Genomic DNA, 25,600 nt, shown 5'->3' with positions numbered 1-25,600 from the left:
GAGCACGACAAACACGATGAACGCGACAAGGCGAAACGGAACTAGGAGAACGACATGGCAACGGTGACGGCGGCGGGAACTGCGGGAACGGCAGTGACGGCGGTCAGGGCACGGGTCGGCGAGTGGTGGCGGGCGCGGCGGGAAGCGTCGCGTCGTGACACGGGAATGACCACGTCCGAATACGCGGTGGGGACGATCGCCGCGGCCGCGTTCGCCGCAGTGCTCTACAAGATCGTGACCAGCGGGGCGGTCTCGGGGGCCCTGGAATCGGTGATCGGAAGGGCCCTCGATGCGCCGTTCTGACCGGAGCCCGTCCGACCGGGGCTTCGTGACCGTGGAGGCGGCGCTGGTCCTCCCCGTCCTGGCGCTGTTCACGGTGACCCTGCTCTGGGGACTGGCCGCGGCCGCCGCGCAGATCCGGTGCGTGGACGCGGCGCGGGCGGGAGCGCGGATGGCGGCCCGCTCGGAACCGGTGGCCTCCGCCGAGGGAGCCGCGCGGGCCGCCGCGCCCGAGGGCGCCCGGGTGTCGGTGATCCGGACGGGGGAGCTGTGGCGGGTGACCGTGGAGGTGGCGGCCCCGGGTCCCCGGGGCCTGGGACTCACCCTGCGGGCGGACGCGGCGGCGCTCGCGGAGGACACGGAACCGGTGATGCCCGAGGAGGGCGAAGGCGTGGATTTCCGGGCTTCGCGGCCCGGTGACCCCGACGGCGGGGACCGCTCGTGACGCCCGGCGAACGGGACGGCGGACGTGTCCGGGCTCGGGCCCGGGCCCCCGGCCGTGGCCAGGTCCGTACCGGCGCGGGCGACCGGGGCGCGGCGACCGTGTGGGCGGCGTTCGCGGCCTGTGCGCTGTGCGTGGTGTTCGGGGCGGTGCTCGCGCTGGGCCAGGCGACGGCGGCCAGGCACCGGGCGGGTGGGGCAGCCGACATGGCCGCTCTCGCCGCCGCCGACCGGGCCCTCCGGGGCGAGGAAGAGGCGTGCGCCGCCGCTTCCCGGGTGGCCGGCGCCCAGGGTGTCGAGCTGGTGCGGTGCGCGGTGCGGGGTGAGCTGGCCGAGGTGACCGCGCGGGTCGTACGCGGCCCGTACCGGCCGGAGGTCAGATCCCGGGCGGGCCCGTCCGAACCTCGTCCGGCGACGCTTCCCGCTCCGGTGGAACTCCCTGATCCGGCGGCGCCTCTCGATCCGGCGGCACTCCTGGAGCCCCCGGGTTCTACGGGACTCCCGGAAGCTCCGGGCTCCCCGGAACTTCCGGGCCCCCCGGTTCCTCCGTGGGGTCCGGGGCCTCCCGGAGGAACTCCGTGAGGAGGCGGACCGCGCCGCGCTTGTGGAGGGGGTCGTTGCCGTTGCCGCACTTCGGGGACTGGATGCAGGAGGGACAGCCCGCCTCGCACTCGCAGGAGGCGATGGCCTCCCGGGTGGCGGTCAGCCAGGCGCGGGCCGTGTGGAAGGCCCGCTCGGCGAAGCCCGCGCCGCCCGGATGCCCGTCGTACACGAAGACGGTGGGCAGCAGGGTGTCGGGGTGGAGCGGTACGGAGACGCCTCCGATGTCCCAGCGGTCGCAGGTGGCGAAGAGCGGCAGCATGCCGATGGAGGCGTGCTCGGCGGCGTGCAGGGCGCCGCCGAGGATCTCCGGCGTGATCCGGGCGGCGTCGAGCTGGTCCTCGGTGACCGTCCACCACACGGCCCGGGTGCGCAGGGTGCGGGGCGGCAGGTCGAGCTTGGTCTCGCCCAGCACCTCGCCCGTGATCAGCCGGCGGCGGAGGAAGGAGACGACCTGGTTGGTGACCTCGACGGAGCCGTAGCAGAGGCGGCCGGCCCCCCAGGGGACCTCGGTCTCGGTGTCGAGCACGGTGAGGGAGGTGGTGTCGCGGGCGGTGGTGGAGTACGGCGGGACGGCCTCTTCCACGAGGGCGACGGAGTCCTTGAGGTCGAGTTCCCGCACCAGGTAGGTGCGGCCCTGGTGGAGGTGCACGGCGCCCTCGTGGACGGCGGCGTGGGAGGCCGCCTCGTCGACCGTGCCGAGGAGGCGGCCGGTCCCGGCCTCCACGATCCGGACGGGGCTGCCTCCGCCGCCCCGGATGTCGGTGAGGTCGGCGGCCCGTTCGCGGCGGGTCCAGTACCAGCCGGTGGAGCGGCGGCGCAGCAGGCCCGCCGTCTCCAGCTGGGGCAGCAGGTCGGGGACGGCCGGGCCGAAGAGGGCCAGGTCCGGCTCGGTCAGCGGCAGCTCGGCGGCCGCGGCGCACAGATGGGGGGCGAGGACGTAGGGATTGTCGGGATCCAGGACGGTCGACTCGACCGGCTGATCGAAGATCGCCTCCGGGTGGTGGACCAGGAAGGTGTCCAGCGGGTCGTCCCGGGCGACCATGATCGCGAGGGCACCCTCGCCGGAACGGCCGGCGCGGCCCGCCTGCTGCCACAGGGAGGCCCGGGTGCCCGGGTAGCCGGAGATCAGGACGGCGTCCAGGCCGGAGACGTCCACGCCCAGCTCCAGGGCGGTCGTGGCGGCCAGACCGAGGAGTTCCCCGGAGTGCAGGGCCCGCTCCAGGGCGCGGCGCTCCTCGGGCAGGTAACCGCCGCGGTAGGCGGCGACGCGGCGGGAGAGGGCACGGTCGGTCTCGGCCAGCCGTTCCTGGGCGATCACCGAGATCAGTTCGGCGCCGCGCCGGGACCGGACGAAGGCGACCGAGCGGACGCCCTGCCGGGTCAGGTCGGTCAGCAGGTCCGCGGTCTCGGCGGTGGCGGTGCGGCGCACGGGCGCGCCGCGTTCGCCGCGCAGCTCGGTCAGCGGCGGCTCCCACAGGGCGAAGACCAGTTCGCCGCGGGGCGAGGCGTCGTCGGAGACCTCGGTGACCGGGAGGCCGGTGAGGCGGCCGGCGGCCCGGGCGGGGTCGGCGGAGGTGGCCGAGGCGAGGAGGAAGACCGGCTCGGAGCCGTACCGGGCGCAGATCCGGCGCAGGCGCCGCAGTACCTGGGCGACGTGGGAGCCGAAGACGCCCCGGTAGGTGTGGCACTCGTCGATCACGACGTAGCGGAGGGCGCGCAGGAAGGAGGACCACCGGGGGTGGGAGGGGAGGACGCTCCGGTGCAGCATGTCGGGGTTGGTCAGCGCGTAGTTCGCGTACTGCCGGATCCACTCGCGTTCCTCCACCGGCGTGTCGCCGTCGTGGACGGCGGGGCGGATCCGGTTGCCGAGGGGGGCGGACAGCTCCCGCACGGCGCGTCGCTGGTCGGCGGCGAGGGCCTTGGTGGGCGCGAGGTACAGGGCGGTCGCCCCTCGGCCGTTGGGGGCCTCGGAGCCGTCCAGGAGGGTCGTGAGGACCGGGGCGAGGTAGGCGAGCGACTTGCCCGAGGCGGTGCCGGTGGCGATCACCACGGATTCGCCGTCGAGGGCGTGCTCGGCGGCCTCCGCCTGATGGGCCCAGGGGTGCTCGATCCCGGCCGCCTGGATCGCGGCGATCACCTCCGGACGGATACGGTCCGGCCAGACCGCATGACGGCCCGCCCGGGCGGGCATGTGCTCCGTATGAGTGATGCGCGCGGCCCGGCTCTCACCCGAGGAGAGCCGGTCGAGGACCAGGCCGGGAGAAGGGCGGCCGCCTTTGTCCTCGGCGGGACGAGTGGGTCGGTGATTCCTGGGCATTGGCATCGAGTGTGTCACTGCCATGACGGACAATGCTTCCAAGGCGTCGTGCATGGCTGCTGGTAAGTGATTGAATGCCATCGCGGCTGGCGATCCGTTCCTCGGCTCCGTCCGGGAGACCCGAGAGAATGATCGCCCGATAGCAAGGTGCTGGAGGATCCGTGGACCTGTCCCTGTCGACTCGCAATGTGACCGGTGCTGGCGGTGACCGTACGGTCGTCGAGGTCGGTGGCGAGATTGATGTGTATACCGCGCCCAAGCTGCGCGAGCAGTTGGTCGAGTTGGTGAACGACGGCAGTTACCACCTGGTCGTCGACATGGAGGGCGTGGACTTCCTCGACTCCACCGGCCTCGGCGTGCTCGTCGGCGGCCTGAAGCGCGTTCGCGCCCATGAGGGCTCGCTGCGTCTGGTCTGCAACCAGGAGCGCATTCTGAAGATTTTCCGGATCACGGGTCTCACCAAGGTGTTCCCGATCCACACCTCGGTCGACGAGGCCGTCAACGCCGTCGACTGAGCCCAGGGGGTTCGCATGGCCACCGTTGAACTCCGTTTCAGCGCTCAGCCCGAGCACGTCCGGACGGCCCGCCTGGTGGCGGCCGCGGTGGCGCGCCGGGCGGGGGTGGACGAGGCGGCCCTCGACGAGGTGCGCCTCGCCGTGGGCGAGGCGTGTTCCCGTGCCGTCGGACTGCATCGCAGCAACGACGTCACGACCCCCATCCGGGTCGTTCTGACCGAGGAGGAGAAGACGTTCTCCATCGAGGTCGGCGACGAGGTGCCGGGCGCGGGGGTGGCGGCGGCCGACGCCGTCGGGGTTCCCGGCGCGCGGTCCGCGGCGCCGGTCGAGGAATTCGACGACGCCGACGGTGAGGACGAGATGGGCCTCGCGGTGATCCGCGGGCTCGTCGACGACGTCGAGGTGAGCGCCGGCGCGGACGGCGGCACCATTCGGATGACCTGGCCGGTGAGCCCGGTGAGCGTCCTGTCCTGACCGGGATCGCCACGCGGTTCCGGGAGTGACGGCAGCAGAGACGGAGGGGCCCCGCCGAGCGGGGCCCCTTCCGTTCGTCCCGGGTCCCGGCGCACGTTTCCTTCCGGGGGCGGCGAGACCGCTGTCATGCCCCTCCCCAAGCCGCTTCCCGTGAAGGTCCCCTGACGTGGCGTCCGTCTCACTCCCCAGGACCACGAGGAGCCTGTGAGGGGTCTCTCCCTTGGTTCAAAAGGCTTCAATACGGCGGTAACCAGTCGTACGAAAGGTGGAAGTAGCCCGTTCGGCGTGTATGTTCCGGGGCCGAGAGCCTTGGAAGGGACCGATCCGGTGAACAAGAAGCTTGCGGCCGCACTGTCCGGCGGCGCGGTACTGATGCTCGCGCTGTCGGGTTGCGGCGACGACGAGGGCAACAAGGTGGACGACTGGGCGAAGTCGTTCTGCGACCAGGCGAAGCCCCAGATCCAGAAGCGGGCCGACGCCCACCAGATCATCATCTCGACGGCGGCCGACAGCAAGCCGGCCGACATCCAGGCCGCCGACTCGAAGGCGTTCCAGGACATCGCCGACGCCGACCGGGCCCTCGCCAAGGCCGTCGAGAGCTCCGGCGCCCCGCCCGTCGAGAACGGCGAGAAGGTCAAGCAGGACGCCATGAAGGAGCTCAACGACACCGCCGTGGCGTACGAGGGGCTGAAGAAGCAGGTCGACGCGCTCGACCCGACGAACCAGCAGAAGTTCGCGGACGGCCTCCAGGGCGTCGCCAACGGCCTGACGAAGATCGAGAAGATGGACCAGAACGCCCTGTCCAAGCTGGAGGGGGGCGACCTGGGCAAGGCGATGGCCAAGCAGCCGGGCTGCCAGAAGCCCACGGCCTCCACCCCGCCGAAGACCTCCGGTTCCGCCGCCCCGGGAGCCGACGCCACCGCGGACGCCGGGGCTTCCCGGCCCGCCGAGGGGGAGTCCGCGAAGCCGGACGGGGAGAGCACGGCCGCCAAGACCGAGTAGGGGACCGTCGGGCGACTGCCCTCGCCCCCCCGGCACCGACCCTCCCGGCCCCGGCCCCGATCCCGGTTCCGTGGACCCGACGGCGGTACGAAGGCCGGCCGGTCTCCGCCGTCGGGCCCGGTCGCCGGGCCCGGTGACGATCCGCTCCCGCCGCCGGGTCGCCCGCCCGGATGTCGGTGGCGGCCGTCACAATGGAGCGGTGAGTACGACCAGCCTGTCTTCCCGCCTCCCGGTGCCCACGCACGCCGCCCGTCTGCGCGAGGCCCTGCTCGCCTCCGCCTTCACGGCGGACGGCCTGCTCGACCTGCTCGGCGCCCCCGCCTACGCGGCACTCGCCCGCAGCGAGACCGTGCCGGCCCTGCGCGCCACCCGCGGCGACTCCCCGCTGGAGACCCTCGTCCGGCTCTTCCTGCTCCAAGAACCCGTCGAGCGGGTCCGGGCGGCCGCCGCGCTCCCGCTGGACGAGGCCGTCGCCGACGGCTGGGTGGTCCGTGAGGACGACACCGTGCACGCCACCGTCGACATCCGGCCGTACGGCGGACCCGGCGGCGAGGACTGGTTCATCGTCTCCGACCTGGGCTGCGCCGTGGGCGGTGCCGGGGGCATCGGGAAGAAGGACGAGGGCGTCGTCCTCGGCGTCGGCGGCGCCTCCACCACCCTCGCCGGCATCACCGTCCGTACGCCGGTCTCCTCCGCGCTCGACCTCGGCACCGGCTCGGGCATCCAGGCGCTGCACGCCGCCCAGCACGCCACCCGGGTCACCGCCACCGACCTCAACCCGCGCGCCCTGGACTTCACCCGGCTCACCCTCGCGCTCTCCGGGGCCCAGGAGGCCGAGCTGGTCGCGGGCTCCCTCTTCGATCCGGTCGAGGGCGAGACGTACGACCTGATCGTCTCCAACCCGCCGTTCGTGATCTCCCCCGGCGCCCGGCTCACCTACCGGGACGGCGGGATGGGCGGCGACGACCTGTGCCGGACGCTCGTCCAGGAGACGGGGGAGCGGCTCAACGACGGCGGGTACGCCCAGTTCCTCGCCAACTGGCAGCACGTGGACGGCGAGGAGTGGCAGGACCGGCTGCGTTCCTGGGTGCCGCGCGGCTGCGACGCCTGGATCGTGCAGCGCGAGGTCCAGGACGTCACCCAGTACGCCGAGCTGTGGCTGCGGGACAGCGGCGACCACCGGGGCGACCCGGCGGCGTACCGGGCCGCGTACGACCGCTGGCTCGACGAGTTCGAGGCCCGGGGGACGCGCGCGGTCGGGTTCGGCTGGATCACGATCCGGCGGAACGGAGCCGTGGCCTCCGGCGAGATCGAGCCCTCGATCGTCATCGAGGAGTGGCCGCACCCGGTCGAGCAGCCCCTCGGCCCCACCGTCCGCGCCCACTTCGAGCGCCAGGACTACCTGCGGACCCACGACGACGCCGCCCTCCTCGCGGGCCGGTTCACGCTCGCGCCCGAGGTGGTCCAGGAGCAGGTCGGGCTGCCGGGCGCGGAGGACCCGGAGCACGTCGTGCTCCGGCAGAACCGGGGCATGCGCCGGGCGACCCGGGTGGACCACGTGGGCGCCGGATTCGCCGGGGTCTGCGACGGGACCCTCAGCGCGGGCCGCATCCTCGACGCCATCGGGCAGTTGACGGGTGAGGATCCGGTCCTGCTGCGGGACCGCACCCCGCAGGCGATCCGGCTCCTCGTGGAGGAGGGCTTCCTGCTGCCCGTCGGCGGAGGGGACGGGGACGGGGAGGGGGACGAGGAGGTCTGACCCCGGCCGGACCCGACGAGGAGATCGACGTTCGACGGAGGAGGCCCGCGTCCGACACGGACGGATCCGGGCGCTGTTCGCCGCCCCGGATCGGGGGTCCGGGCAGGCGCGTTCCGTTTCCCCTGCGGTTCCCCGGTGGCGTCCGGCTCGTGGCCGTCGCCGGGGCGGCTTCCCGCCGTGCGCCGCCCGACGGGCCCGGCCCGCCGACAGGGGCAGGAATGCCGCTGGTCGGACCGCCCCCCCTGGTTTCCCTCCTCGTCCGTCCGGGCAGGAAGGAGGGAGCCGCCGACAAGCACCGTGATCCCGCCCGGAACGGCGCTTCCCGCAGCTTCCGCCTCCTGCGGGTACTGCACGCCACGGCACCCGGCGCCGCCGGACGCCGACGCGGCACCCCGGCTCGTACCGCCGCCGTTCCGCCACCGAACGCCGCCCCGGAACGGACGGGTCCTCCCGTACGCCCCGGCCCCCGTCTCCGTTCCCGCTCCACGGGCCGTTCCCGCCCTCGACGGAACGCTCCACGGTGTCTTCGTGCTCGCCGCCACCACCGCCTCACCTGTCCCCGGGCCCCGCCGTGCGGCACAGGAGGCGCCCGCCGGGTTCGCGACGGGAGCCGCGAAGGGCGAGAAGGCGCCACGGGCGCGACGGTCACGGCAGAGGCGTGACATGAGCGACAGAGGGCGGCGGGAGCGGAGGCGGTCGGGCCGAGCGAAGGAGGCGGGGGCGGACGGCCCGGGCGAAGGAGGCGCCGCGCGGGGCGCAGGTCGGGGAGAAGGCCACTACCGGCCATCTTCGGGAAGCTCCCGGGGAAGGGTCCGCGCCGTTCATCCGGAATTCGCGCCCACGACTTCCGGGGGTGTCAGCCTCGCCCCCGGGGAGGCGGAACACCGCACGCGAACGGAACGGGGTACGGGGATGGAGAGCGGGCCGGCGATCTTCGCGGGGACGGCGTTCACGCTGTTCGGAGGCGCGCTGCTGCTGTGGACCACCGTGCGGTCCCTCCACCGCGAACCCGTCGCGCACGGGGTCGCCCCGCGCGCCGCGGTCGTGCTGACGAGCCTTTTCGGCGCCCTCTCCCTCGTCCTCGGCGTCTGGTGCTTCGGCCGCCTCTGACCTTTCCGCCCGGTCCCGACGGCCACGCCTCCGGAACCCTTCGGTTCCCCTGCCGCGCCCTCCCGGGTTTCGTTTCCACGCCTTCTCCGGACCCCGCCCCCGGGCCCGTCCCGCACGTGTCCGGGCCCCCTCCGGCCGGGAGGCGCGCGGCCCCCGCCCCGCCGGACCGGGAGTCCGGGCGGCAGGAATGCCAGGACTCGGGTTACCGTTCGAGTGGCCGTTGCGGGCTTTCGCCGTTTGACACGGGGGCGGGTTGTACCGTCACACTCCGCAGCGACGGGAGCGACACCGTCCGTGCCGTTGCCGTGCGTGTCGGCGCCGTACGTGCCCGATGCGCGTCCCGTACGTGCGCCCCGTACGTGTCCAGAGAGTGCCGAACCGGAGAGAAGAGCGAAGTTGTCCCCGACCAGCGAGACCGCACACGGCGGCCGCCGACTCGTCATCGTCGAGTCGCCTGCCAAGGCGAAGACGATCAAGGGCTACCTCGGCCCCGGCTACGTCGTCGAGGCGAGCGTCGGGCACATCCGCGACCTCCCCAGCGGCGCTGCCGAGGTGCCCGAGAAGTACACCGGCGAGGTGCGCCGCCTCGGAGTCGACGTCGAGCACGACTTCCAGCCCATCTACGTCGTCAATGCCGACAAGAAGGCGCAGGTCAGGAAGCTCAAGGAGCTGCTCGCCGACTCCGACGAGCTCTACCTCGCCACCGATGAGGACCGCGAGGGCGAGGCCATCGCGTGGCATCTCCGGGAAGTCCTGAAGCCCAAGGTCCCGGTCCACCGGATGGTCTTCCACGAGATCACCAAGGACGCCATCCGCGAGGCCGTCGCCAACCCGCGCGAGCTCAACCAGCGCATGGTCGACGCCCAGGAGACCCGCCGCATCCTCGACCGCCTGTACGGCTACGAGGTCTCGCCGGTGCTGTGGAAGAAGGTCATGCCCCGGCTCTCCGCCGGCCGCGTGCAGTCCGTCGCCACCCGGCTCGTCGTCGAGCGCGAGCGCGAGCGCATCGCCTTCCGCTCCGCCGAGTACTGGGACCTCACCGGCACCTTCGGCACGGGCCGCGCCGGTGACGCCTCCGACCCGTCCTCGCTGGTCGCGCGCCTCGCGACGGTCGACGGCAGGCGCGTCGCGCAGGGCCGTGACTTCGGCTCCGACGGGCAGCTCAAGAGCGCGAACGTGCTCCACCTGGACGAGCGGAACGCGCGGGCGCTCGCCGCCGCGCTCGCCGACACCGCCTTCTCCGTGCGCTCGGTCGAGTCGAAGCCGTACCGCCGCTCCCCGTACGCGCCCTTCCGCACCACCACCCTCCAGCAGGAGGCGAGCCGCAAGCTGGGCTTCGGTGCGAAGGCGACCATGCAGGTGGCGCAGAAGCTGTACGAGAACGGCTTCATCACCTACATGCGTACGGACTCCACGATCCTCTCCGACACCGCCGTCTCGGCGGCCCGGGCGCAGGTCACGCAGTTGTACGGCGCCGACTACCTGCCGGACAAGCCGCGCGTCTACGCGGGCAAGGTCAAGAACGCGCAGGAGGCGCACGAGGCGATCCGGCCTTCGGGCGACCGCTTCCGCACCCCGGCGGAGACCGGCCTGACCGGCGACCAGTTCAAGCTGTACGAGCTGATCTGGAAGCGGACCGTCGCCTCCCAGATGAAGGACGCGACCGGGAACTCGGTCACCGTGAAGATCGGCGGCCGGACGTCCGACGGCCGTGACGCCGAGTTCAGCGCGTCCGGCAAGACGATCACCTTCCACGGCTTCATGAAGGCGTACGTGGAGGGGGCCGACGACCCGAACGCCGAGCTGGACGACCGCGAGCGGCGCCTGCCGCAGGTCGCCGAGGGCGACGCGCTGACCGCCGAGGAGATCACGGCGGACGGCCACGCGACCAAGCCGCCGGCCCGCTACACCGAAGCCTCGCTGGTCAAGGAGCTGGAAGAGCGCGAGATCGGCCGCCCGTCGACGTACGCCTCGATCATCGGCACCATCCTCGACCGCGGCTACGTCTTCAAGAAGGGCACGGCACTCGTCCCGTCCTTCCTGAGCTTCGCCGTCGTCAACCTCCTGGAGAAGCACTTCGGGCGGCTCGTCGACTACGACTTCACCGCCCGCATGGAGGACGACCTCGACCGCATCGCGCGCGGCGAGGCCCGGTCCGTGCCGTGGCTGCGGCGCTTCTACTTCGGCGAGGGCGAGGCCACCCACGCGGGCGGCGCGGCGGACGCCGGGAACGGCGACGGCGACCACCTGGGCGGCCTCAAGGAACTCGTCACCGACCTCGGCGCCATCGACGCGCGGGAGATCTCCTCCTTCCCCGTCGGCAACGGCATCGTGCTCCGCGTCGGCCGCTACGGGCCGTACATCGAGCGCGGCGAGAAGGACGCCGAGGGCCACCAGCGCGCCGACGTCCCCGAGGACCTCGCGCCCGACGAGCTGACCGTCGAGCTGGCGGAGGAGCTGCTCGCCAGGCCGAGCGGCGACTTCGAGCTGGGCACCGACCCGGCCAGCGGCCACCAGATCGTCGCCAAGGACGGCCGCTACGGCCCGTACGTCACCGAGATCCTGCCCGAGGGCACCCCGAAGACCGGCAAGAACGCGGTGAAGCCGCGCACGGCCTCCCTCTTCAAGTCGATGTCCCTCGACACGGTGACCCTCGAGGACGCGCTCCGGCTGATGTCCCTGCCCCGGGTCGTCGGTACGGACGCCGAGGGCGTCGAGATCACCGCGCAGAACGGCCGCTACGGCCCGTACCTGAAGAAGGGCACGGACTCGCGGTCGCTCACCGACGAGGAGCAGCTCTTCACGATCACGTTGGAAGAGGCCCTGGCGATCTACGCCCAGCCGAAGCAGCGGGGCCGGGCCGCGGCCAAGCCGCCGCTGAAGGAGCTGGGCACCGACCCGGTCAGCGAGAAGCCCGTGGTCGTCAAGGACGGACGGTTCGGCCCATACGTGACGGACGGCGAGACGAACGCGACGCTGCGGACCGACGACAGCGTGGAGACGATCACGCCCGAGCGCGGCTACGAGCTGCTCGCCGAGAAGCGGGCCAAGGGGCCGGCGAAGAAGACCGCCAAGAAGGCCCCGGCGAAGAAGGCGCCCGCGAAGAAGGCCACCACCGCCAAGAAGACGGCGGCGAAGAAGACCGCCGCGAAGAAGACGGCGACGGCCAAGACGGCGACGGCGAAGAAGACCGCGGCGAAGAAGACGTCGGCGTCGGCGGCGACGAAGGCCGAGTAGGCGGGAAGACCCGGAAAGGCCGGGCGGACCGGGGAGATCCGCGAAGGCCGGAGGGTGCGGTGAAGGGGCGGGGGCGGACGGCCTCCGCCCCTTCGCCGTGTCCGTTCTTCCCTGCCGTATCCGCCCCTTCGCCGTGTCGGCCCTTCCTGCCGTATCCGCCCCTTCGCCGTGTCGGCCCTTCCTGCCGTACCCGCCCCCTCGTCGCGTCCGCTCCTCCCCTCCGCGCCCCGCCCCCTCGCCGGGTCCGCCGTGTCGCCGCTCCTCCTCCCATCACGGCCTCGTCCGGATGTTCGGGCGCAGGCCGCGGGGAGGAAGGCCGTCCGGATAGGGTGGACGGATGACGCGAGCAGAGCAGCCAGACCGTCTCGGCGATTCCGACGCCGCACTCGTCGCGGATTCACAGGAGCGGGCCGTACGCGCCCTCTTGCGCCACCAGCCGTTGCGCCGGCTGTGGAGCGCCCACCTGCTCGGCAGTACCGGCGACGCCCTCGCCCTCCTCGTCCTGGTCCTCCTGGGTTTCCAGGCGGCCGTCGTGGAGGGCGCGCTCGGGGGCGGCGAACGGGGGGCGGCGTTCGCCGTGGCCGCCGTCGTCGGTACGCGCCTGCTGGCCTCGGTCCTGTTCGGGGCCGTCCTCCTGGGTCCGCTGACCGCGCTCACCGGGCCCGGCGGGAAACTCGACCGGCGCTGGACCATGATCGGCGCCGACGGCGTACGGATCGCGCTCCTCGTCGTCGCGCCCCTGTGGATCGACTGGACCCCCGGCAACGCCCTCTGGTACCTGCTCGGCACCGTCTTCGTCACCGGCGCCGCCGAACGGCTCTGGACGATCAGCCGCGAGGGCGCCGCGCCCGCGCTGCTGCCCGCCCCGCCGCTGGAGGGCGCCGCCGTGCGGCCGCTCCCGGACCACCTCGGCGCGCTGCGCAAGCTGTCCCTGCGCACCGGCTTCCTCGCCGTCCCGGCGGCGGCCGCGGTCCTGCTCGTCGCCACCCTGATCGGTGACCTGCTCGGCGTCGGACTCGACTGGTTCACGCTGCACCAGGCCGCCCTCGGCTCGTACGTCGCCGCCGGGCTGTTCGCCGCCTCCGTCACCGTCCTGTACGCGATGGCGCTCCCCGGCGGGGAGACGCCCCGGCCCCGCTCGCCCCTGGAGGGCCTGCGCCGGCCCTCCACCGGGAAGCCCGGGAAGCCCGGCAGGAACGGGAAGCCCGGCAGGGACGCGGACCGGGGCCGTACCGGCATCCTCCCCCTGCTCGTCCTGGCCTGCGCCGTCGTCGCCGGGGCCGTCGCGGCCGCCGCGTCCGTCGCCGTGCTCCACGCGTACGACCTGGGCGGCGGCCCCGTCACGTACGCCCTCCTGATCCTGGCCCTCGGCGGTGCCACCGCCGTCGGCATCCGCACGGCGGGCTCGGTCCTGCCCGCCCTGTCCCGGCGCCGGCTGCTCGCCCTCGCGATCGCCGTGACCGGTGTCGCCCTGATCGCGGTCGGCCTGGTCCCGGACACGGCGACCGTGCTGTTCCTCGCCGTCCTCACCGGATACGCGGCCGGCGTGGCCGCCCACACCGGCCACGCCCTGATCGACCAGGAGACCGAGGAGCCCCGCCGGGCCCGGACCACCGAGCACCTGCAGGCCGCCGCCCGGGTCGCGATGGGCGCGGGGGCGCTCGCCGCGCCGCTGTTCGCCGCCGCGATCGGGCCGCACCGGATCGCCCCCGGCGACTCCGTCCTCGCGCACGGCGGCGCCGCCTTCACGCTCGCCCTGGCCGGCGCCCTGCTGCTCCCCGTCGCCGCGCTCGTCCTCGCGAAGACCGACGACCGGGCGGGCGTTCCGCTCCGGCGCGACCTGCGCGACGCGCTGCGCGGCTCCGACCCGGCCCAGCGGCCGTCCCCGACCGGCTTCTTCATCGCCCTGGAGGGCGGCGACGGCGCCGGGAAGTCGACCCAGGTCCAGGCGCTCGCCGAGTGGATCCGCGCCAAGGGCCACGAGGTCGTCGTCACCCGCGAACCCGGTGCCACCCCGATCGGCAAGCGGCTCCGCTCGATCCTCCTCGACGTGTCGTCGGCGGGGCTCTCGAACCGGGCCGAGGCCCTGCTCTACGCGGCCGACCGCGCCGAACACGTCGACTCCCTGGTCCGGCCCGCCCTGGAGCGGGGCGCGATCGTCCTCTCCGACCGGTACATCGACTCGTCCGTGGCCTACCAGGGCGCGGGCCGGGACCTGTCCCCGACCGAGATCGCCCGCATCTCCCGCTGGGCGACCGGCGGCCTCGTCCCGCACCTGACCGTCGTGCTCGACGTCTCCCCGGAGACCGCGAGGGAACGGTTCACCGAGGCGCCCGACCGGCTCGAGTCCGAGCCGCCGGAGTTCCACGCGCGCGTACGGGCCGGTTTCCTCGCCCTCGCCGCCGCCGATCCCGGCCGTTACCTCGTCGTCGACGCCGGTCAGGAACCGGAGGCCGTCACCACCGTCGTGCGCCACCGGCTCGACCGGATGCTGCCGCTCTCCGAGGCCGAGGTGAAGGCCGCCGAGGAGGCCCGCCGCAGGGCGGAGGAGGAAGCACGGCGCAAGGCCGAGGAGGAGGCCGCCCGCAAGGCCGAGGAGGAGCGCTTGGAGCGCGAGCGCCAGGAGCAGCTCGCCCGGCTGCGGGCCGAGGAGGAGGAGCGCAAGCGCCGCGAGGAGGAGGAGGCGCGCCGCCTGGAGGCCGAGCGGCAGGCGGAGGAGGCCCGTCGCAGGGCCGAGGAGGCCCGGATCGCCGCCGAGGAGGAGCGCAGGCGCCGCGAGGCGGAGGAGAAGGCCCGCCAGGAGGAGCAGGAGCGGCTCCGCCGGCAGGCCGAGGAAGAGGCCCGGCTGCGCGCCGAGGCCGAGTCCCGCCGCCTGGAGAAGCAGCGCAAGGCCGAGGAGGCCCTGCTCCGCGCGGAGGAGGCCCGCAGGGCGGCCGAGGCCGCCGCGGCGGCGAAGGCGGCCGAGGAGGCCGCGGCGAAGGAGGCGGCGGAGAGGCTCGCGGCCGAGGCCGCGGCGAAGGCCGCCGCCGAGCGCGCCGCCGCCGAACGCGCGGCGGCGGAGCAGGCGGCCGCCCAGCGCGCGGCCGAGGCGAAGGAGGCCCGGGGACGGGAGAACCGGGAGCGGGAGGCCCGGGAGCGTGCCGAGGCCGAGCGGGCGGCGGCGGAGGCGCGCGCGGCCGCCGGACGGGAGTCCCGGGCGAGGGCTGCCGCCGAGACCGAGGGGCTGGAGCGGCGGAAGGCCGAGGCCGCGCGGAAGGCCCGCGCCACCGAGGTCTCGGCGAACGAGGTCACCGTTCCCACCCCGGTCGTGAAGCCGGGCGGAGAGCCCGGCGGAGCACGAGAAGCCGGAGCCGCCGGGACCGGGAAGCGGAACCGTCCGGAACCGGACGCCCCGACCGTCTCGCCCGACGAGGTCACCGTGGTCACGCCGATCGTGCGGCCCGAGGCGGAGACCGCCGCCCTGCCGAAGGTCCGCGAGGAGCGGAACGCGCAGGTCCGCGAGGAGAGGGACGCCGACGAGACCGCCGTCCTGCCCGTCGTGGAGGACCCCAGGACGTCGTCCGGTCCGGCGGCCGTACGGGGCCCCCGGACGTCCGGCCCGGCCGCGCGGGACGCCCGGGAGTCCGGGCCGGGCACCCGGGTGCCGAAGGGGTTCTTCCGCGACGAACGGGCCGGAGGGCCCGGCGGTACGCGGCGGGAGGAGCCGGACGGCGCGAACGACCGGACCCGGGAACTGCCCCAGCTCGACGAGAACGGCCGCCCGCGCCGGCGCTCCGACTGGGCGGAGGAGACCCCGCTCGACGACCTGCCGACGCTGGCCGACGAACTGTTCGGCCCGCACGGGGACGAGGACGAGGGCTTCCGGCGCCACGGCTGACGCGCGGGCCCCGGGGCCGGAGCGGAGCATCCCGCGCCGCGACACCGGGCCGCCGGTTTCCGGCGCGGGGGCGGCTTGCGGTCCGGACAGGGCCGGAAGCCGCCCCCGCGCGCTTGCGGTCCGGGCTTTCCCGGTGCCGTCGGCACGGTGGTGACGGGCAGGAGCCGCCGTCGCCCGCGCCCCGGATCGGCCGGGCGGGACGGCCGGAGCGCCCGGCGGGGACTGTCGGACCCCTGCCCCACAATGGAGGGCGTACCTGAGGAGGGGCAGACATGGCCGTATGGGACGACCTGGTCGGACAGACCCGGGTCGAGGAGCAGCTCGCCGCCGCCGCGCGCGACGCCGACGCGCTCGTGACCGCCCACTCGGCCGGCGCGCCCGATCCCGAGACCTCGAAGATGACCCACGCCTGGCTCTTCACCGGTCCTCCCGGGGCCGGGCGGGCGACGGCGGCGCGGGCGTTCGCCGCCGCCCTCCAGTGCGTGAGCCCCGACCGGGCCCTCGGCGGCGCACCGGGCTGCGGCTTCTGCGACGGCTGCCACACGACCCTCGTCGGCACGCACGCGGACGTCGAGATCATCCGTACGGACCTGCTGTCCATCGGTGTGAAGGAGACCCGCGAACTCGTCCGGCGGGCCCAGCTCTCCCCGGCGGGCGGACGCTGGCAGGTCATCGTCCTGGAGGACGCCGACCGGCTCACCGAGGGCGCGGGCAACGTCCTCCTGAAGGCCATCGAGGAGCCCGCGCCGCGCACGGTGTGGCTGCTCTGCGCGCCCTCCCTGGAGGACGTGCTGCCCACGATCCGCTCCCGCTGTCGGCACCTGACCCTGCGGACCCCGCCGGTCGAGGCGGTCGCCGACGCGCTCGTACGGCGCGACGGCATCGAACCGGAGACGGCGCGGGCCGCCGCCCGCGCCACCCAGGGACACATCGACCGGGCCCGGCGGCTCGCCACCGACGAGCGGGCCCGCGCGCGCCGGTCCGTCGTCCTCAAGCTGCCGTCGCGGGTCGGGGACGTCGGCGGCTGCCTCCGGGCCGCCCAGGAGCTGGTCGACGCGGCGGCCGAGGACGCGAAGCAGGCCGCGGAGGAGATCGACGTCAAGGAGACCGACGAGCTGAAGACGGCCCTCGGCGCGGCCCAGGGCGGGCGGATGCCGCGCGGCACGGCGGGGGCGATGAAGGAGCTGGAGGAGCGGCAGAAGCGGCGCAGGACGCGTACCCAGCGCGACAGCCTGGACCTCGCCCTCACCGACCTGACCGGCTTCTACCGCGACGTCCTGGCCCTCCAGCTCCGCGCCCGCACGGCCCTGGCCAACGAGGACGTGCGGGACGCCCTGGAGCGGATCGCCCGCGACACCACCCCCGAGCGCACCCTCCGCCGCATCGAGGCCGTCCTCGCCTGCCGCAAGGCCCTCGACCGGAACGTGGCGCCGCTCCTCGCGGTGGAGGCGATGACGATGGCGCTGCGGTAGGAAGGACGGGGGAGCGACGGGGCTCGGCGCGACGGATCCCGCGCGCGACGGCCCCGGCGGGCGACCGGTCGGTCCTCTGAGCGACCCGTCACGATTGGACACGTTACGTACCGGTCCCGATACGCTCCGGGGATGGACTCCAGGCGTTTGCTCCGCACGTCCGCCACGGCCCTGGCCGCCGTCGGACTGATCCTTTCCGGCTGCTCGGGCGGGAGCGACGCCGCCGCGCCCCGCACGACGACCCGCGGGCAGGTGGCGCCCGCCCCCGTCCCCGCCGCCCTCGGGAAGTACTACGCGCAGAGGCTGAAGTGGCGCGACTGCGGAGTGGCGGGCTTCCAGTGCGCCACCCTGCGCGCCCCGCTGGACTACGCGAAGCCGGACGCGGGGGAGGTGAAGCTGGCCGTCTCCCGGGTACGGGCCACGGGCCCCGGCAAGCGGATCGGTTCGCTCCTGGTCAACCCCGGCGGTCCGGGCGGCTCCGCCGTCGGCTACCTCCAGGGGTACGCGGGCGTCGGCTACCCGGCGCCCGTCCGCGCCCGCTACGACATGGTGGCCGTCGATCCGCGCGGAGTCGCCCGCAGCGAGCCGGTCGAGTGCCTGACGGGCCCGCAGATGGACACGTTCACCCAGATCGACCAGACGCCCGACGACCCCGCCGAGACCAAGGCGCTCGGCGCGGCCTTCAAGAACTTCGCGGACGGCTGCGCACGGCGCTCGGGCACGATCCTCCCCCACGTCTCCACGGTCGACGCGGCCCGCGACATGGACGTCCTCCGGGCGGTCCTCGGCGACGAGGAGCTCACCTACGTGGGGGCCTCGTACGGCACCTTCCTCGGCGCCACCTACGCCGAACTCTTCCCGGGCCGGGTCGGCCGCCTGGTCCTCGACGGCGCGATGGACCCCTCGCTCTCCGCGCGCGACCTCAACCGCGACCAGACCGCCGGCTTCGAGACCGCCTTCCGGGCCTTCGCCGCCGACTGCGTCCGCGAGAAGGACTGCCCCCTGGGCACGGGGTCCGTCGCGGCGGCCGGGACGGCGCTGAAGAAGTTCTTCCGCGCCGTGGACGCCGAGCCGCTGCCCACCGGGGAGAGCCGGAAGCTCGGCGAGTCGCTCGCCACCACCGGCGTGATCGCGGCGATGTACGACGAGGGCGCCTGGCCCCAGCTGCGCGAGGCCCTCACCCGGGCGGTCGGCGGCGACGGCTCGGGCCTGCTGGCCCTCGCGGACAGCTACTACGAGCGCGGCGCGGACGGCACGTACGCCAACCTGATGTACGCCAACGCCGCCGTGAACTGCCTCGACCTGCCGCCCGCCTACACGGGCCCCGCCGACGCGGCGAAGGCCGTCCCGTCCTTCGAGAAGGCGTCCCCGGTCTTCGGCGCGGGCCTCGCCTGGGCCGCCCTCAACTGCACGTACTGGCCCACCCCCGCCACCGGCCGCCCGCACCGCGTCACCGCCGGGGGCGCCGCCCCGATCCTCGTCGTCGGCACCACCCGGGACCCGGCCACTCCGTACAAGTGGGCCCGTTCCCTCGCCTCCCAGCTCTCCTCCGGCACCCTCCTGACCTACGAGGGCGACGGCCACACCGCGTACGGCCGGGGCAGCGACTGCGTCGACACGGCGATCAACGCCTACCTCCTGGAAGGCACCCCTCCCAAGGACGGAAAGCGCTGCTCGTAGGTCCTCTCCGGGGGTGGTCGGACCACCCCCGGAAACTGTGTAGACTTGGCGAGGCCGCCGCACCCACCATGGGAGCGCACGGCATGCCGCCTTAGCTCAGTTGGCCAGAGCAACGCACTCGTAATGCGTAGGTCTCGGGTTCGAATCCCGAAGGCGGCTCGGAATTACCCCAGGACTCACTCGCCGTGACCTGGGGTTTTTTCATGCCCGGACAGCACGGCCGCCGGATCGGTGGCCGTGAGTCGTTTCCGCACGTCCTTCGGGCTCGGCGATCCTCAGCCGCAGCGCTGCCGCACGGACGCGTGCCCATTCCGTCCTCTGGCAACAGAAGTCACCGATGACCACGGCCGCGAGGACGAGAACCCGCCCGTGCGCAAACAGGCACTGCGCGATGGTGGCGATCAAGCCGGCCATCGCCATGGCACTGAGAGACAGAAAGATCTGTTCGTTCTGTCTCTGGAACGGCGGACCCGCCGGCGCCGGGCAGTAGGCCGCGCCGGCCGGCGGCTCATGAAGTCTCGCCCAGCCGCGTCGAGGTGGTGGAAGCGGGCAGGCGCGCCGTGTGTGGCACCGCCTGCTGCGGCTGACACCGCATGTCACCGTGTCTGCGCCCACACCGGGACGTCACCCCGAGCGTGGTCCGCGCGCGTCGCCTCCCCCTCGCCCTCGATGACACGAGCGATCTCCGGCCACGGAGCGTGCAAGGCACCGAAAAGCGACCAGTAGTCATAGGCGGCTCGAACCATGGCGCTGACGCCGAGGTGGGTGGCTTCGGGATCGATGGCGCCTATGACGCGCCGTGTGATTCCGCCGGCACCCCGAGCTGCTGGGGCGATCCCGTTGCCGAGCAGGAGCGTGGCGGTACGGAGGGCGTCCAGCGTCGGTGGTGTCGCCATCTGTGCGAAGCGCCCAAAGATCAGGGGGCGCCAGCTCGCCCCGGTACGCGCCCAGGCCAGGCGTTCCAGCCCAGTACCGAGGTCAACGGCCATCCGGTCCGGGTGATCCGTGTTCCACAGGAGGACGATGTCGCCAAGGGTGAGGTCCAGGTGGCGGAAGCGCAGTGTGATGCCTTCGACCTGCCGTCGGCGCCACGGGGTGAGCGCTCCGTAGATGCTCAGGTGCCTTGCATGAAAGCCGAGTTGGGAGAGGACGGTCAGCCAGCCGTCGAGGATGGCGCCGTACTCGTCCAGCCCGACTATGGGTTGGACTCGGGAGACGTTGACGAAGGAGGTTAGGAAGCCGTCCATCAGCTGGCCGTCCGCGTCCCTTCGGCCGGTGAAACGGACGACCGGCTGCGGAATGAATCCGCTTCGATACGTACGCAGTTGGCCGTCCTTGAGGACCGGGTCCAGGGCCTGGACGGCGGAGATCGTCAGTTCAGTCTCCCTGCCCCACCGGAGTGGGAGGCAGGCGTCACGTGGGGCGCCGACCCGCGCGAAGCCGGCTTCCAGGGAGTCGAGGATCTCCCTCCACGTGGGTGATCTGCGCGGCGGCTGGTAGGGGCTTCCCCGGTGCGGGTGAAGAATCTCGATGTGGGGGCCGTCGGCGGTGAACTCCCAGTGGGGGCCTAACGCGGCGCTCAGTACACCGGGTATCCGCTGGGCCAGGTCGTCTCCGACGGTGCCGGCGGTGCGGGTCAGCACGATCGGGCCGACATCGCCTGGAAATGGCGCGCCGGGTCGAAGCGCTGCATTCCGATCGCCTGGACACGCTGGTGGTCGAGGCTTTCCGCCTGTTCGATCACATCGGCGAGCCTTCGCGCTGCGGTCTCGTCCTCCTCCCTGGGGTCGACGACCGCGACCGCACCCGTTTCGTCGCACAGGGCGGCGTCGGCGCAGGTTCCTTCGCGCCAGGTCAGGGCGGCCATGGGGGTGCCGGCGCGGAGGGATTCTCCGAAGATCGCAGCACCGGCTTCCACGTACGTGCGGGCGTACGTGTAGACGAAGACCGAGGCGTCGGCGATGGCTGCGGTCTTGGCAGGACCGCCGAGTTCGCCGATCCACTTCACGTGGTCGGCGCTGAAGAGCCGTTCGTGGCGTCGCACGTACGCCTCGTCGAAGACGGGGCCGACGATCCGAATGCGACGCCCAAGGATCTGGGCCGCCCGCACGGCGATGTGCGGTGCCTTCTCCTCGTCGATCCGGCCGAGCCAGACGAGATCGGTGCCCGCGGTGGCCGGCGGTTCCTCCTCGTCGAGGCCGAGATGGACAGCGAGCTCGGGGATCGGCCGGTGATCCGCGTACCTCTCCATCATCTCGGGCGAGTAGCAGTACAGCCGCGAACGCTGGCCGTCGAAGGCGGTGGAGCTGTGCTGGAAGACCGGCGAGTGCTGGAAGGTGGCGACGTCGCAGTCCAGCTCGCCCCACGTGCGCGTCCACGCGGGAAGCGACGGGTACTCGTGGCCGACGACCAGGAGGTCGTACCCCGTGTCGCGCAGCTCGCGCTCGGCGAGCGATCCGGTGGAGATGTCCTCCAGGCGGACCGGCTTGCGGACCCAGTCGTGCTCCAGGTCCGTGAGCCAGCCCGGCCCGAGGAGGTGCACGTCGGCGCCTGCCGTACGGGCGCCTACGGCGACCGCCCACAGCCATCGTTCGATCCCGCCGTATCCGGCGGGGGGAAAGGCGTAGCTACCAGGGAAGTCGCAGACGCCGACGAGCACGTTATGCCTCCGGTGTTCCGTCCGCCGAGATACGGCGGAAGCCGAGATACGGGAAGAGTGATTCGGGCAGGACGATCGAGCCGTCCTGCTGCTGGCACTGCTCAAGGAGCGCGGCCAGGGTGCGGCCGACAGGCAGACCGGAGCCGTTGAGGGTGGCGACGAGCTTGGGCTTGCCGTCCTCGCCGCGGGTCCGGATGTTCGCCCGGCGGGCCTGGAAGGTTCCGAAGTTGGAGACCGAGGAGATCTCGCGGTACGTGTTCTGACTCGGGATCCAGACCTCGAGGTCGTACGTGAGCTGGGCGGAGAAGCCCGTGTCGCCGGCGGGCAGCTTGATGACCCGGTAGGCGAGGCCGAGCTCCTTGAGGCACGCCTCGGCGTGGCCGACCATCCCCTCCAGCTCGGCGTCCGCCGTCTCCGGATCGACGATCTTGACCATCTCGACCTTGGCGAACTGGTGCTGGCGGATGAGACCGCGGGTGTCGCGGCCGTACGAGCCGGCCTCGGAACGGAAGCACGGAGTGTGCGCCGTGAACGCGAGCGGGAGCTCGGCGGGCGGGATGATTTCGTCCGCGTAGAGGTTGGTCAGCGGAACCTCGGCCGTCGGGATGAGGAAGAGCTCCCGGTCGGCGACACCGGTCTTGAACAGGTCCTCCTCGAACTTCGGCAGCTGGCCGGTGCCGGTCATGGTCTTGCGGGTGACCAGGTAGGGGACCGCGTACTCGATGTACCCGTGTCGGCGGGTGTGGATGTCGAGGAAGAGCGTGGCCAGGGCCCGCTCCAGAGCGGCGCCGGCGCCGCGGGAGACCGCGAAGCGCGGACCGGACAGCTTCGTCGCGCGGCCGAAGTCGAGGATGCCCGTGGCCTCTCCGAGATCGACGTGGTCCTTCGGCTCGAACGGAAACGCGGGAGGCGTGCCGACGCGCCGGATCTCGATGGCGAACTCCTCGGAGTCGCCGTCAGGTGCGGAGTCGTCCGGCAGGTTCGGGATGCTCAGAAGCAGATCACGGAGCTGGGCCTCGATCTCTTCCTGCCCTGCTTCGATGTCGCGGACCTGCTCCTTGATCTCGCGGGCGCGCTCCTTCAGCTTGCTGATGTCGCCGCCCTGCTTGGCCGTCTGCTGAACCTCACTCGCCACCCGCTTGGACTCGGCCCGCAGCTCATCGGCCGAGCGGATGTTCTGGTTGCGACGAGACTGGAGGGACTCCAGCTCGGACAGGTCCAGGGAGTAACCGCGACGAGCGAGCCGACGAACCGCTTCGGCACCCATTTCAATCAGGGCGCGGGCATCATGCATGAGGAAGATCCTTCTGATCCGGCGAGTGGTGGGATACGGGATCGACGGTAGCAACCGCGGCCCCTTTGCCGATCCGCATTACCTCCCTGCCGCCGGAGCCAACCGCGTGATCGAGAACGCCAGTTTCAAGATCGCTCACCAGGGCCCCGACGAACGCCGGCAACTCGTCATCGGGGATGGCGAGGGGCTCGATGTACGGGGCTTCCGGGAAGAAGAGGGGCATGGCCCGGTCAGGAGTCCGTTCGCGGTGCCACAGAAGCACGGAGACCAGCAGGCCATGGGCCACCAGGACGCGGGGGCCGGGGTGCTCCAGAGCCGCGAGCACCCCGGTGAGCATCCTGCGGATGCCCTCGCGCTGCGACTCGCTGCCGCCGGGCGGCCGCTCGTGGGCGCCGTGCCCGTCGAGCCAGACGGCGTATTCCAGGAACGGGCTTCCCTCGAATTCCCCGTAGTCGAGTTCGTTCAGCCGAGGATCGGTGATCAGTTCCGGCCCGGGGGCTCCCATCAGGAGGTTGGCGGTCTGCTGAGCGCGGGGGAATTCGCTGGCCAGCCACGTTTTCACGCTGTGGAGGGGGACGCTGCTCCATCCCCTGTTCAGCGACCGGCGGCCTTCCTCGCTCAGGCGGATGGGCTTGGTCGGATCACCGTTGACGAGATAGCGCCGGCTGTAGTTCGTCTGTCCGTGACGGAGGACGTAGGTCGTCATGATCGGTTCCTTGGGGTCGGCGCCGACAGCCACGCGAGGACGTCGGCCATCCTCGGCGCGCGCGGATCACCGGTGTCGAGGTAGAAGAGCAGGCCGTCCAGGGCCAGGGCCCTGCACCATGGCGCCAGGACGGGCACGGGGATGCGGGAGATCCGGGCGGCTGTGGCCAAGCGAGCGTCCGTGCCGTGCCCGAGGTCGTAGTACACGGTCCAGAAGGCCCAGTCGAAGGCCGCGTCGCCCACCATCGGGAGGGGATCGATCAGGCGGGGGTGGCCCAGCCAGTCGAAGAGGACGTTCTCTCGGTAGAGATCCGCGTGCAGGACGGTGGATCGAGCGGGGTCCTCCTCCAGGGCCACGAGGGTCAGGAGGGCCGCCTCGACGTGCTCATGCCACGGGCCGACGTCGACCGATTCCAGTCGGTGCCGCACCCGGGGGCGTACCTCCTGGTGCAGGTACGTGGTCAGGGAAGGAAGGTCACGCGGCCGGCGCCGACGGCGGCCGAAGGTGTGGAGGTCCTGGAGGGCGGCGGCCACGGTCGGAAGCTCGCGAGGCGGTCGTTCACCACCACCGGGGCTCCCTCCGATCATTTCCAGGGCCGCCACGGCCAGGTCGTCCGCCGCCTCGACGACGCCCGCCGTTGGCCCGCCCGCCCACAGGCGTAGGGCATTGACCTCGTTGCGGAACCGGGCGGGATCGGCCCACACCTTGAGAAGCAGCGGACGCCCGTCGAAGGTTCCGGCCGTGACGACCACCGAGGCGTGTCCGGCGTCGTGGTAAGCCCCTAGCGTGAGCTTCCAGCGCTCCGCCGCGCGCTCCATCAAGGTGGGCACGGCGTCGAGCCAGCCGGAGACTCCCGGGCCGTAGTGCGTGACCAGCCGCCGCCGGCATTCCTCGGAGACCTCGCCGAGCGTCCGCTTCTCCATCAGCTCAGCACGATCCCGTCGGAGACCAGCTCGTCCGTGAGGGCGGGGAAGCCCTCCAAGGATTCGGCGACGAGCGCCTGGACCTTGTCAGTCTCGACCTCCGGGGAGGACAGCCGGACCAGGATCCGCCACGGCTGGTCGAGGCGCTGGCCGGTGGTGCTGACGAGGTGCACCTCCGCGTGCCCGTCGGTGGCCTCGTGCAGCCGCTGGGCCAGGCGCTGGGCGGCGATGTTGTAGAGCTTGCCGACGTGGTAGACGGGGTTCTTGCCGTTGGCACCCTCCAAGTTCATCGGCCGCAGTGGCGTGATCAGTCCGTTGACCCGGTTGCCGCGGCCGACGACGCCCTCGTCGCCGGACTCGATCGAGCTGCCGGTGAAGGTGAGGTACAGCTCGTCCTTCTCCGGCACGTCGCGCGTGTTGAGCCGGAAGCGCGTCTCGGCTCCGGGCAGGCGGAGGCCGGCCAGCCGGTGGCACTCGGCGAGGACGCTCTCGGTGTTCCGTACGTACTCCGCGCGGCTGGCGATGAGCCGCGACTTCTGCGGGACGCAGAGGACGACGTCCGCCTGGTCACCGTCCCAGTAGCCCATGAGCTTCACGTCTGATCCGCACCAGGCATGGGAGAGGGTGAAGTCGCTCTCCCCGGAGAAGTGGTCCACCAGTTCGCGGACGAACGACTCGAAGGGGTTCTCCGGCGCCCAGCCGGTTCCGAGGGAGGTGTCGTTCGACAACCGGACCCGGCGCTCACGCAGGTCGTCGAGGGAACGGGGGTTGAACCAGCGGGTGCGGTCCGGCACCGCGTCACCGGTGACGACCGCTCCGGGGCTGGAGTTGCTGGTGATGTTGAAGATGATGTTGAGGTGCTCCGACACCTCCGGGAGCCGCTCGGCGAAGAACGCCCTGACCTCGGCCTCGATGATCTCCTCGACGGGAATCTTCTCGCCCCCGCACATGGGCGCGGCCCGCCCGTTGACCAGGACGCGCACAGGGGCTGTCATGCGGCCGGCGCCGTAGCGGACCTCGCTGGCGCCGCCGAGGAGGGCGAGCTTGTCGAAGTTGTGGTGCAGCACCGCGCCGAAGCGCTCGACGGTGTAGCGGCTGTACGCGCGGGACAGCCGCTCGGCGAGGTGGTCGGCCAGGGTGTCCGGGTGACCGAGCCCCTTCCGCTCGACGATCGTGGTCGCACCGGGCCTGGCGGCGCCCGTCTCAATGGACAGGCAGCCACCCTCGGTCGTGATGGTTTCGCGCATGACAA

Annotated in this window: 19 protein-coding genes and 1 tRNA gene; 13 read left to right on the top strand and 7 right to left on the bottom strand. The window is 72.8% G+C overall.

Annotated features, from left to right (window positions below):
* Positions 1-54 precede the first annotated feature (54 nt).
* The 3 genes from ACFYZY_RS08830 to ACFYZY_RS08820 are packed head-to-tail and all read left to right on the top strand — an operon-like array spanning position 55 to position 1,302.
* Complete coding sequence (locus ACFYZY_RS08830; protein ID WP_388691049.1) at positions 55-303, top strand: DUF4244 domain-containing protein; 249 nt, start codon at positions 55-57, stop codon at positions 301-303.
* Positions 290-724 (top strand): TadE family type IV pilus minor pilin, encoded by a 435-nt coding sequence (locus tag ACFYZY_RS08825; RefSeq protein WP_388691046.1) that lies wholly within the window; start codon positions 290-292, stop codon positions 722-724. Before ACFYZY_RS08830 ends, ACFYZY_RS08825 begins: the two co-directional genes overlap by 14 nt.
* On the top strand, positions 721-1,302 hold the full coding sequence (locus tag ACFYZY_RS08820; protein WP_388691044.1) for an Rv3654c family TadE-like protein: 582 nt from the start codon (positions 721-723) through the stop codon (positions 1,300-1,302). The genes ACFYZY_RS08825 and ACFYZY_RS08820 overlap by 4 nt, the downstream gene beginning before the upstream one ends.
* Here the strand turns inward: ACFYZY_RS08820 and ACFYZY_RS08815 are convergent.
* Positions 1,211-3,721, bottom strand: a complete 2,511-nt coding sequence (locus ACFYZY_RS08815) for a DEAD/DEAH box helicase (RefSeq protein ID WP_388691041.1) — start codon at positions 3,719-3,721, stop codon at positions 1,211-1,213. The two genes, ACFYZY_RS08820 and ACFYZY_RS08815, sit on opposite strands and share 92 nt — an antisense overlap.
* Before the next feature lie 80 nt (positions 3,722-3,801).
* On the opposite strand from ACFYZY_RS08815, the gene ACFYZY_RS08810 reads away from it, so the two are divergent.
* The 10 genes from ACFYZY_RS08810 to ACFYZY_RS08765 all read left to right on the top strand — a co-directional run bounded on the left by ACFYZY_RS08810 (position 3,802) and on the right by ACFYZY_RS08765 (position 18,925).
* Positions 3,802-4,155, top strand: a complete 354-nt coding sequence (locus ACFYZY_RS08810; protein WP_056569340.1) for an STAS domain-containing protein — start codon at positions 3,802-3,804, stop codon at positions 4,153-4,155.
* A 15-nt stretch (positions 4,156-4,170) separates the two neighbouring features.
* Positions 4,171-4,629 carry an ATP-binding protein gene (locus ACFYZY_RS08805; RefSeq protein WP_388691038.1) on the top strand — a complete coding sequence of 153 codons (459 nt, stop codon included), beginning with the start codon at positions 4,171-4,173 and terminating at the stop codon, positions 4,627-4,629.
* A gap of 327 nt (positions 4,630-4,956) precedes the next feature.
* Entirely contained in the window at positions 4,957-5,631 is a 675-nt protein-coding gene (locus ACFYZY_RS08800; RefSeq protein ID WP_388691036.1) for a small secreted protein, read from the top strand.
* Between the two features lie 199 nt (positions 5,632-5,830).
* The gene (locus tag ACFYZY_RS08795; protein WP_388691034.1) at positions 5,831-7,390 is read left to right on the top strand and encodes a methyltransferase; all 1,560 of its coding nucleotides are present in this window, start codon (positions 5,831-5,833) and stop codon (positions 7,388-7,390) included.
* A 912-nt stretch (positions 7,391-8,302) separates the two neighbouring features.
* A complete protein-coding gene (locus ACFYZY_RS08790) occupies positions 8,303-8,500 on the top strand; it encodes a hypothetical protein (RefSeq protein ID WP_388691031.1) in 198 nt (65 codons plus the stop codon).
* A 396-nt stretch (positions 8,501-8,896) separates the two neighbouring features.
* A complete protein-coding gene (gene topA, locus ACFYZY_RS08785) occupies positions 8,897-11,737 on the top strand; it encodes a type I DNA topoisomerase (protein ID WP_388691029.1) in 2,841 nt (946 codons plus the stop codon).
* A 337-nt stretch (positions 11,738-12,074) separates the two neighbouring features.
* On the top strand, positions 12,075-15,614 hold the full coding sequence (gene tmk / locus ACFYZY_RS08780; protein WP_388691027.1) for a dTMP kinase: 3,540 nt from the start codon (positions 12,075-12,077) through the stop codon (positions 15,612-15,614).
* A gap of 272 nt (positions 15,615-15,886) precedes the next feature.
* On the top strand, positions 15,887-17,086 hold the full coding sequence (locus ACFYZY_RS08775) for a DNA polymerase III subunit delta' (protein WP_388691024.1): 1,200 nt from the start codon (positions 15,887-15,889) through the stop codon (positions 17,084-17,086).
* A 132-nt stretch (positions 17,087-17,218) separates the two neighbouring features.
* Entirely contained in the window at positions 17,219-18,766 is a 1,548-nt protein-coding gene (locus tag ACFYZY_RS08770) for an alpha/beta hydrolase (RefSeq protein WP_388691022.1), read from the top strand.
* Between the two features lie 85 nt (positions 18,767-18,851).
* A tRNA-Thr gene (locus ACFYZY_RS08765) sits at positions 18,852-18,925 on the top strand.
* Positions 18,926-19,362: 437 nt separating this feature from the next.
* On the opposite strand, the gene ACFYZY_RS08760 is transcribed toward ACFYZY_RS08765, so the two are convergent.
* The 6 genes from ACFYZY_RS08760 to ACFYZY_RS08735 are packed head-to-tail and all read right to left on the bottom strand — an operon-like array spanning position 19,363 to position 25,595.
* On the bottom strand, positions 19,363-20,409 hold the full coding sequence (locus tag ACFYZY_RS08760) for a hypothetical protein (RefSeq protein ID WP_388691019.1): 1,047 nt from the start codon (positions 20,407-20,409) through the stop codon (positions 19,363-19,365).
* Positions 20,403-21,425, bottom strand: a complete 1,023-nt coding sequence (locus ACFYZY_RS08755; protein ID WP_388691016.1) for a glycosyltransferase — start codon at positions 21,423-21,425, stop codon at positions 20,403-20,405. The genes ACFYZY_RS08760 and ACFYZY_RS08755 overlap by 7 nt, the downstream gene beginning before the upstream one ends.
* Position 21,426: 1 nt before the next feature.
* The gene (gene serS / locus ACFYZY_RS08750) at positions 21,427-22,719 is read right to left on the bottom strand and encodes a serine--tRNA ligase (RefSeq protein ID WP_388691015.1); all 1,293 of its coding nucleotides are present in this window, start codon (positions 22,717-22,719) and stop codon (positions 21,427-21,429) included.
* Positions 22,712-23,425 carry a histidine phosphatase family protein gene (locus ACFYZY_RS08745; protein WP_388691012.1) on the bottom strand — a complete coding sequence of 238 codons (714 nt, stop codon included), beginning with the start codon at positions 23,423-23,425 and terminating at the stop codon, positions 22,712-22,714. The genes serS and ACFYZY_RS08745 overlap by 8 nt, the downstream gene beginning before the upstream one ends.
* On the bottom strand, positions 23,422-24,348 hold the full coding sequence (locus ACFYZY_RS08740) for an aminoglycoside phosphotransferase family protein (protein WP_388691009.1): 927 nt from the start codon (positions 24,346-24,348) through the stop codon (positions 23,422-23,424). The genes ACFYZY_RS08745 and ACFYZY_RS08740 overlap by 4 nt, the downstream gene beginning before the upstream one ends.
* Positions 24,348-25,595 carry a methionine adenosyltransferase gene (locus ACFYZY_RS08735; RefSeq protein WP_388691006.1) on the bottom strand — a complete coding sequence of 416 codons (1,248 nt, stop codon included), beginning with the start codon at positions 25,593-25,595 and terminating at the stop codon, positions 24,348-24,350. Before ACFYZY_RS08735 ends, ACFYZY_RS08740 begins: the two co-directional genes overlap by 1 nt.
* Positions 25,596-25,600 lie beyond the last annotated feature (5 nt).

The organism is Streptomyces sp. NPDC001744 (assembly GCF_042892575.1).
Lineage (GTDB): Bacteria > Actinomycetota > Actinomycetes > Streptomycetales > Streptomycetaceae > Streptomyces.
Note: the sequence above shows the minus strand (reverse complement) of the source record. Positions and strands in the feature narration are given on the sequence as shown.

What these genes read in the sequence shown, in the direction of transcription:
- ACFYZY_RS08830 (WP_388691049.1), top strand. Translation starts at nt 55, where the DNA reads ATGGCAACGGTGACGGCGGCGGGAACTGCGGGAACGGCAGTGACGGCG.
- ACFYZY_RS08825 (WP_388691046.1), top strand. Translation starts at nt 290, where the DNA reads ATGCGCCGTTCTGACCGGAGCCCGTCCGACCGGGGCTTCGTGACCGTG.
- ACFYZY_RS08815 (WP_388691041.1), bottom strand. Translation starts at nt 3,721, where the DNA reads ATGGCATTCAATCACTTACCAGCAGCCATGCACGACGCCTTGGAAGCA.
- ACFYZY_RS08805 (WP_388691038.1), top strand. Translation starts at nt 4,171, where the DNA reads ATGGCCACCGTTGAACTCCGTTTCAGCGCTCAGCCCGAGCACGTCCGG.
- ACFYZY_RS08790 (WP_388691031.1), top strand. Translation starts at nt 8,303, where the DNA reads ATGGAGAGCGGGCCGGCGATCTTCGCGGGGACGGCGTTCACGCTGTTC.
- tmk (WP_388691027.1), top strand. Translation starts at nt 12,075, where the DNA reads ATGACGCGAGCAGAGCAGCCAGACCGTCTCGGCGATTCCGACGCCGCA.
- ACFYZY_RS08775 (WP_388691024.1), top strand. Translation starts at nt 15,887, where the DNA reads ATGGCCGTATGGGACGACCTGGTCGGACAGACCCGGGTCGAGGAGCAG.
- ACFYZY_RS08770 (WP_388691022.1), top strand. Translation starts at nt 17,219, where the DNA reads ATGGACTCCAGGCGTTTGCTCCGCACGTCCGCCACGGCCCTGGCCGCC.
- serS (WP_388691015.1), bottom strand. Translation starts at nt 22,719, where the DNA reads ATGCATGATGCCCGCGCCCTGATTGAAATGGGTGCCGAAGCGGTTCGT.
- ACFYZY_RS08745 (WP_388691012.1), bottom strand. Translation starts at nt 23,425, where the DNA reads ATGACGACCTACGTCCTCCGTCACGGACAGACGAACTACAGCCGGCGC.
- ACFYZY_RS08740 (WP_388691009.1), bottom strand. Translation starts at nt 24,348, where the DNA reads ATGGAGAAGCGGACGCTCGGCGAGGTCTCCGAGGAATGCCGGCGGCGG.
- ACFYZY_RS08735 (WP_388691006.1), bottom strand. Translation starts at nt 25,595, where the DNA reads ATGCGCGAAACCATCACGACCGAGGGTGGCTGCCTGTCCATTGAGACG.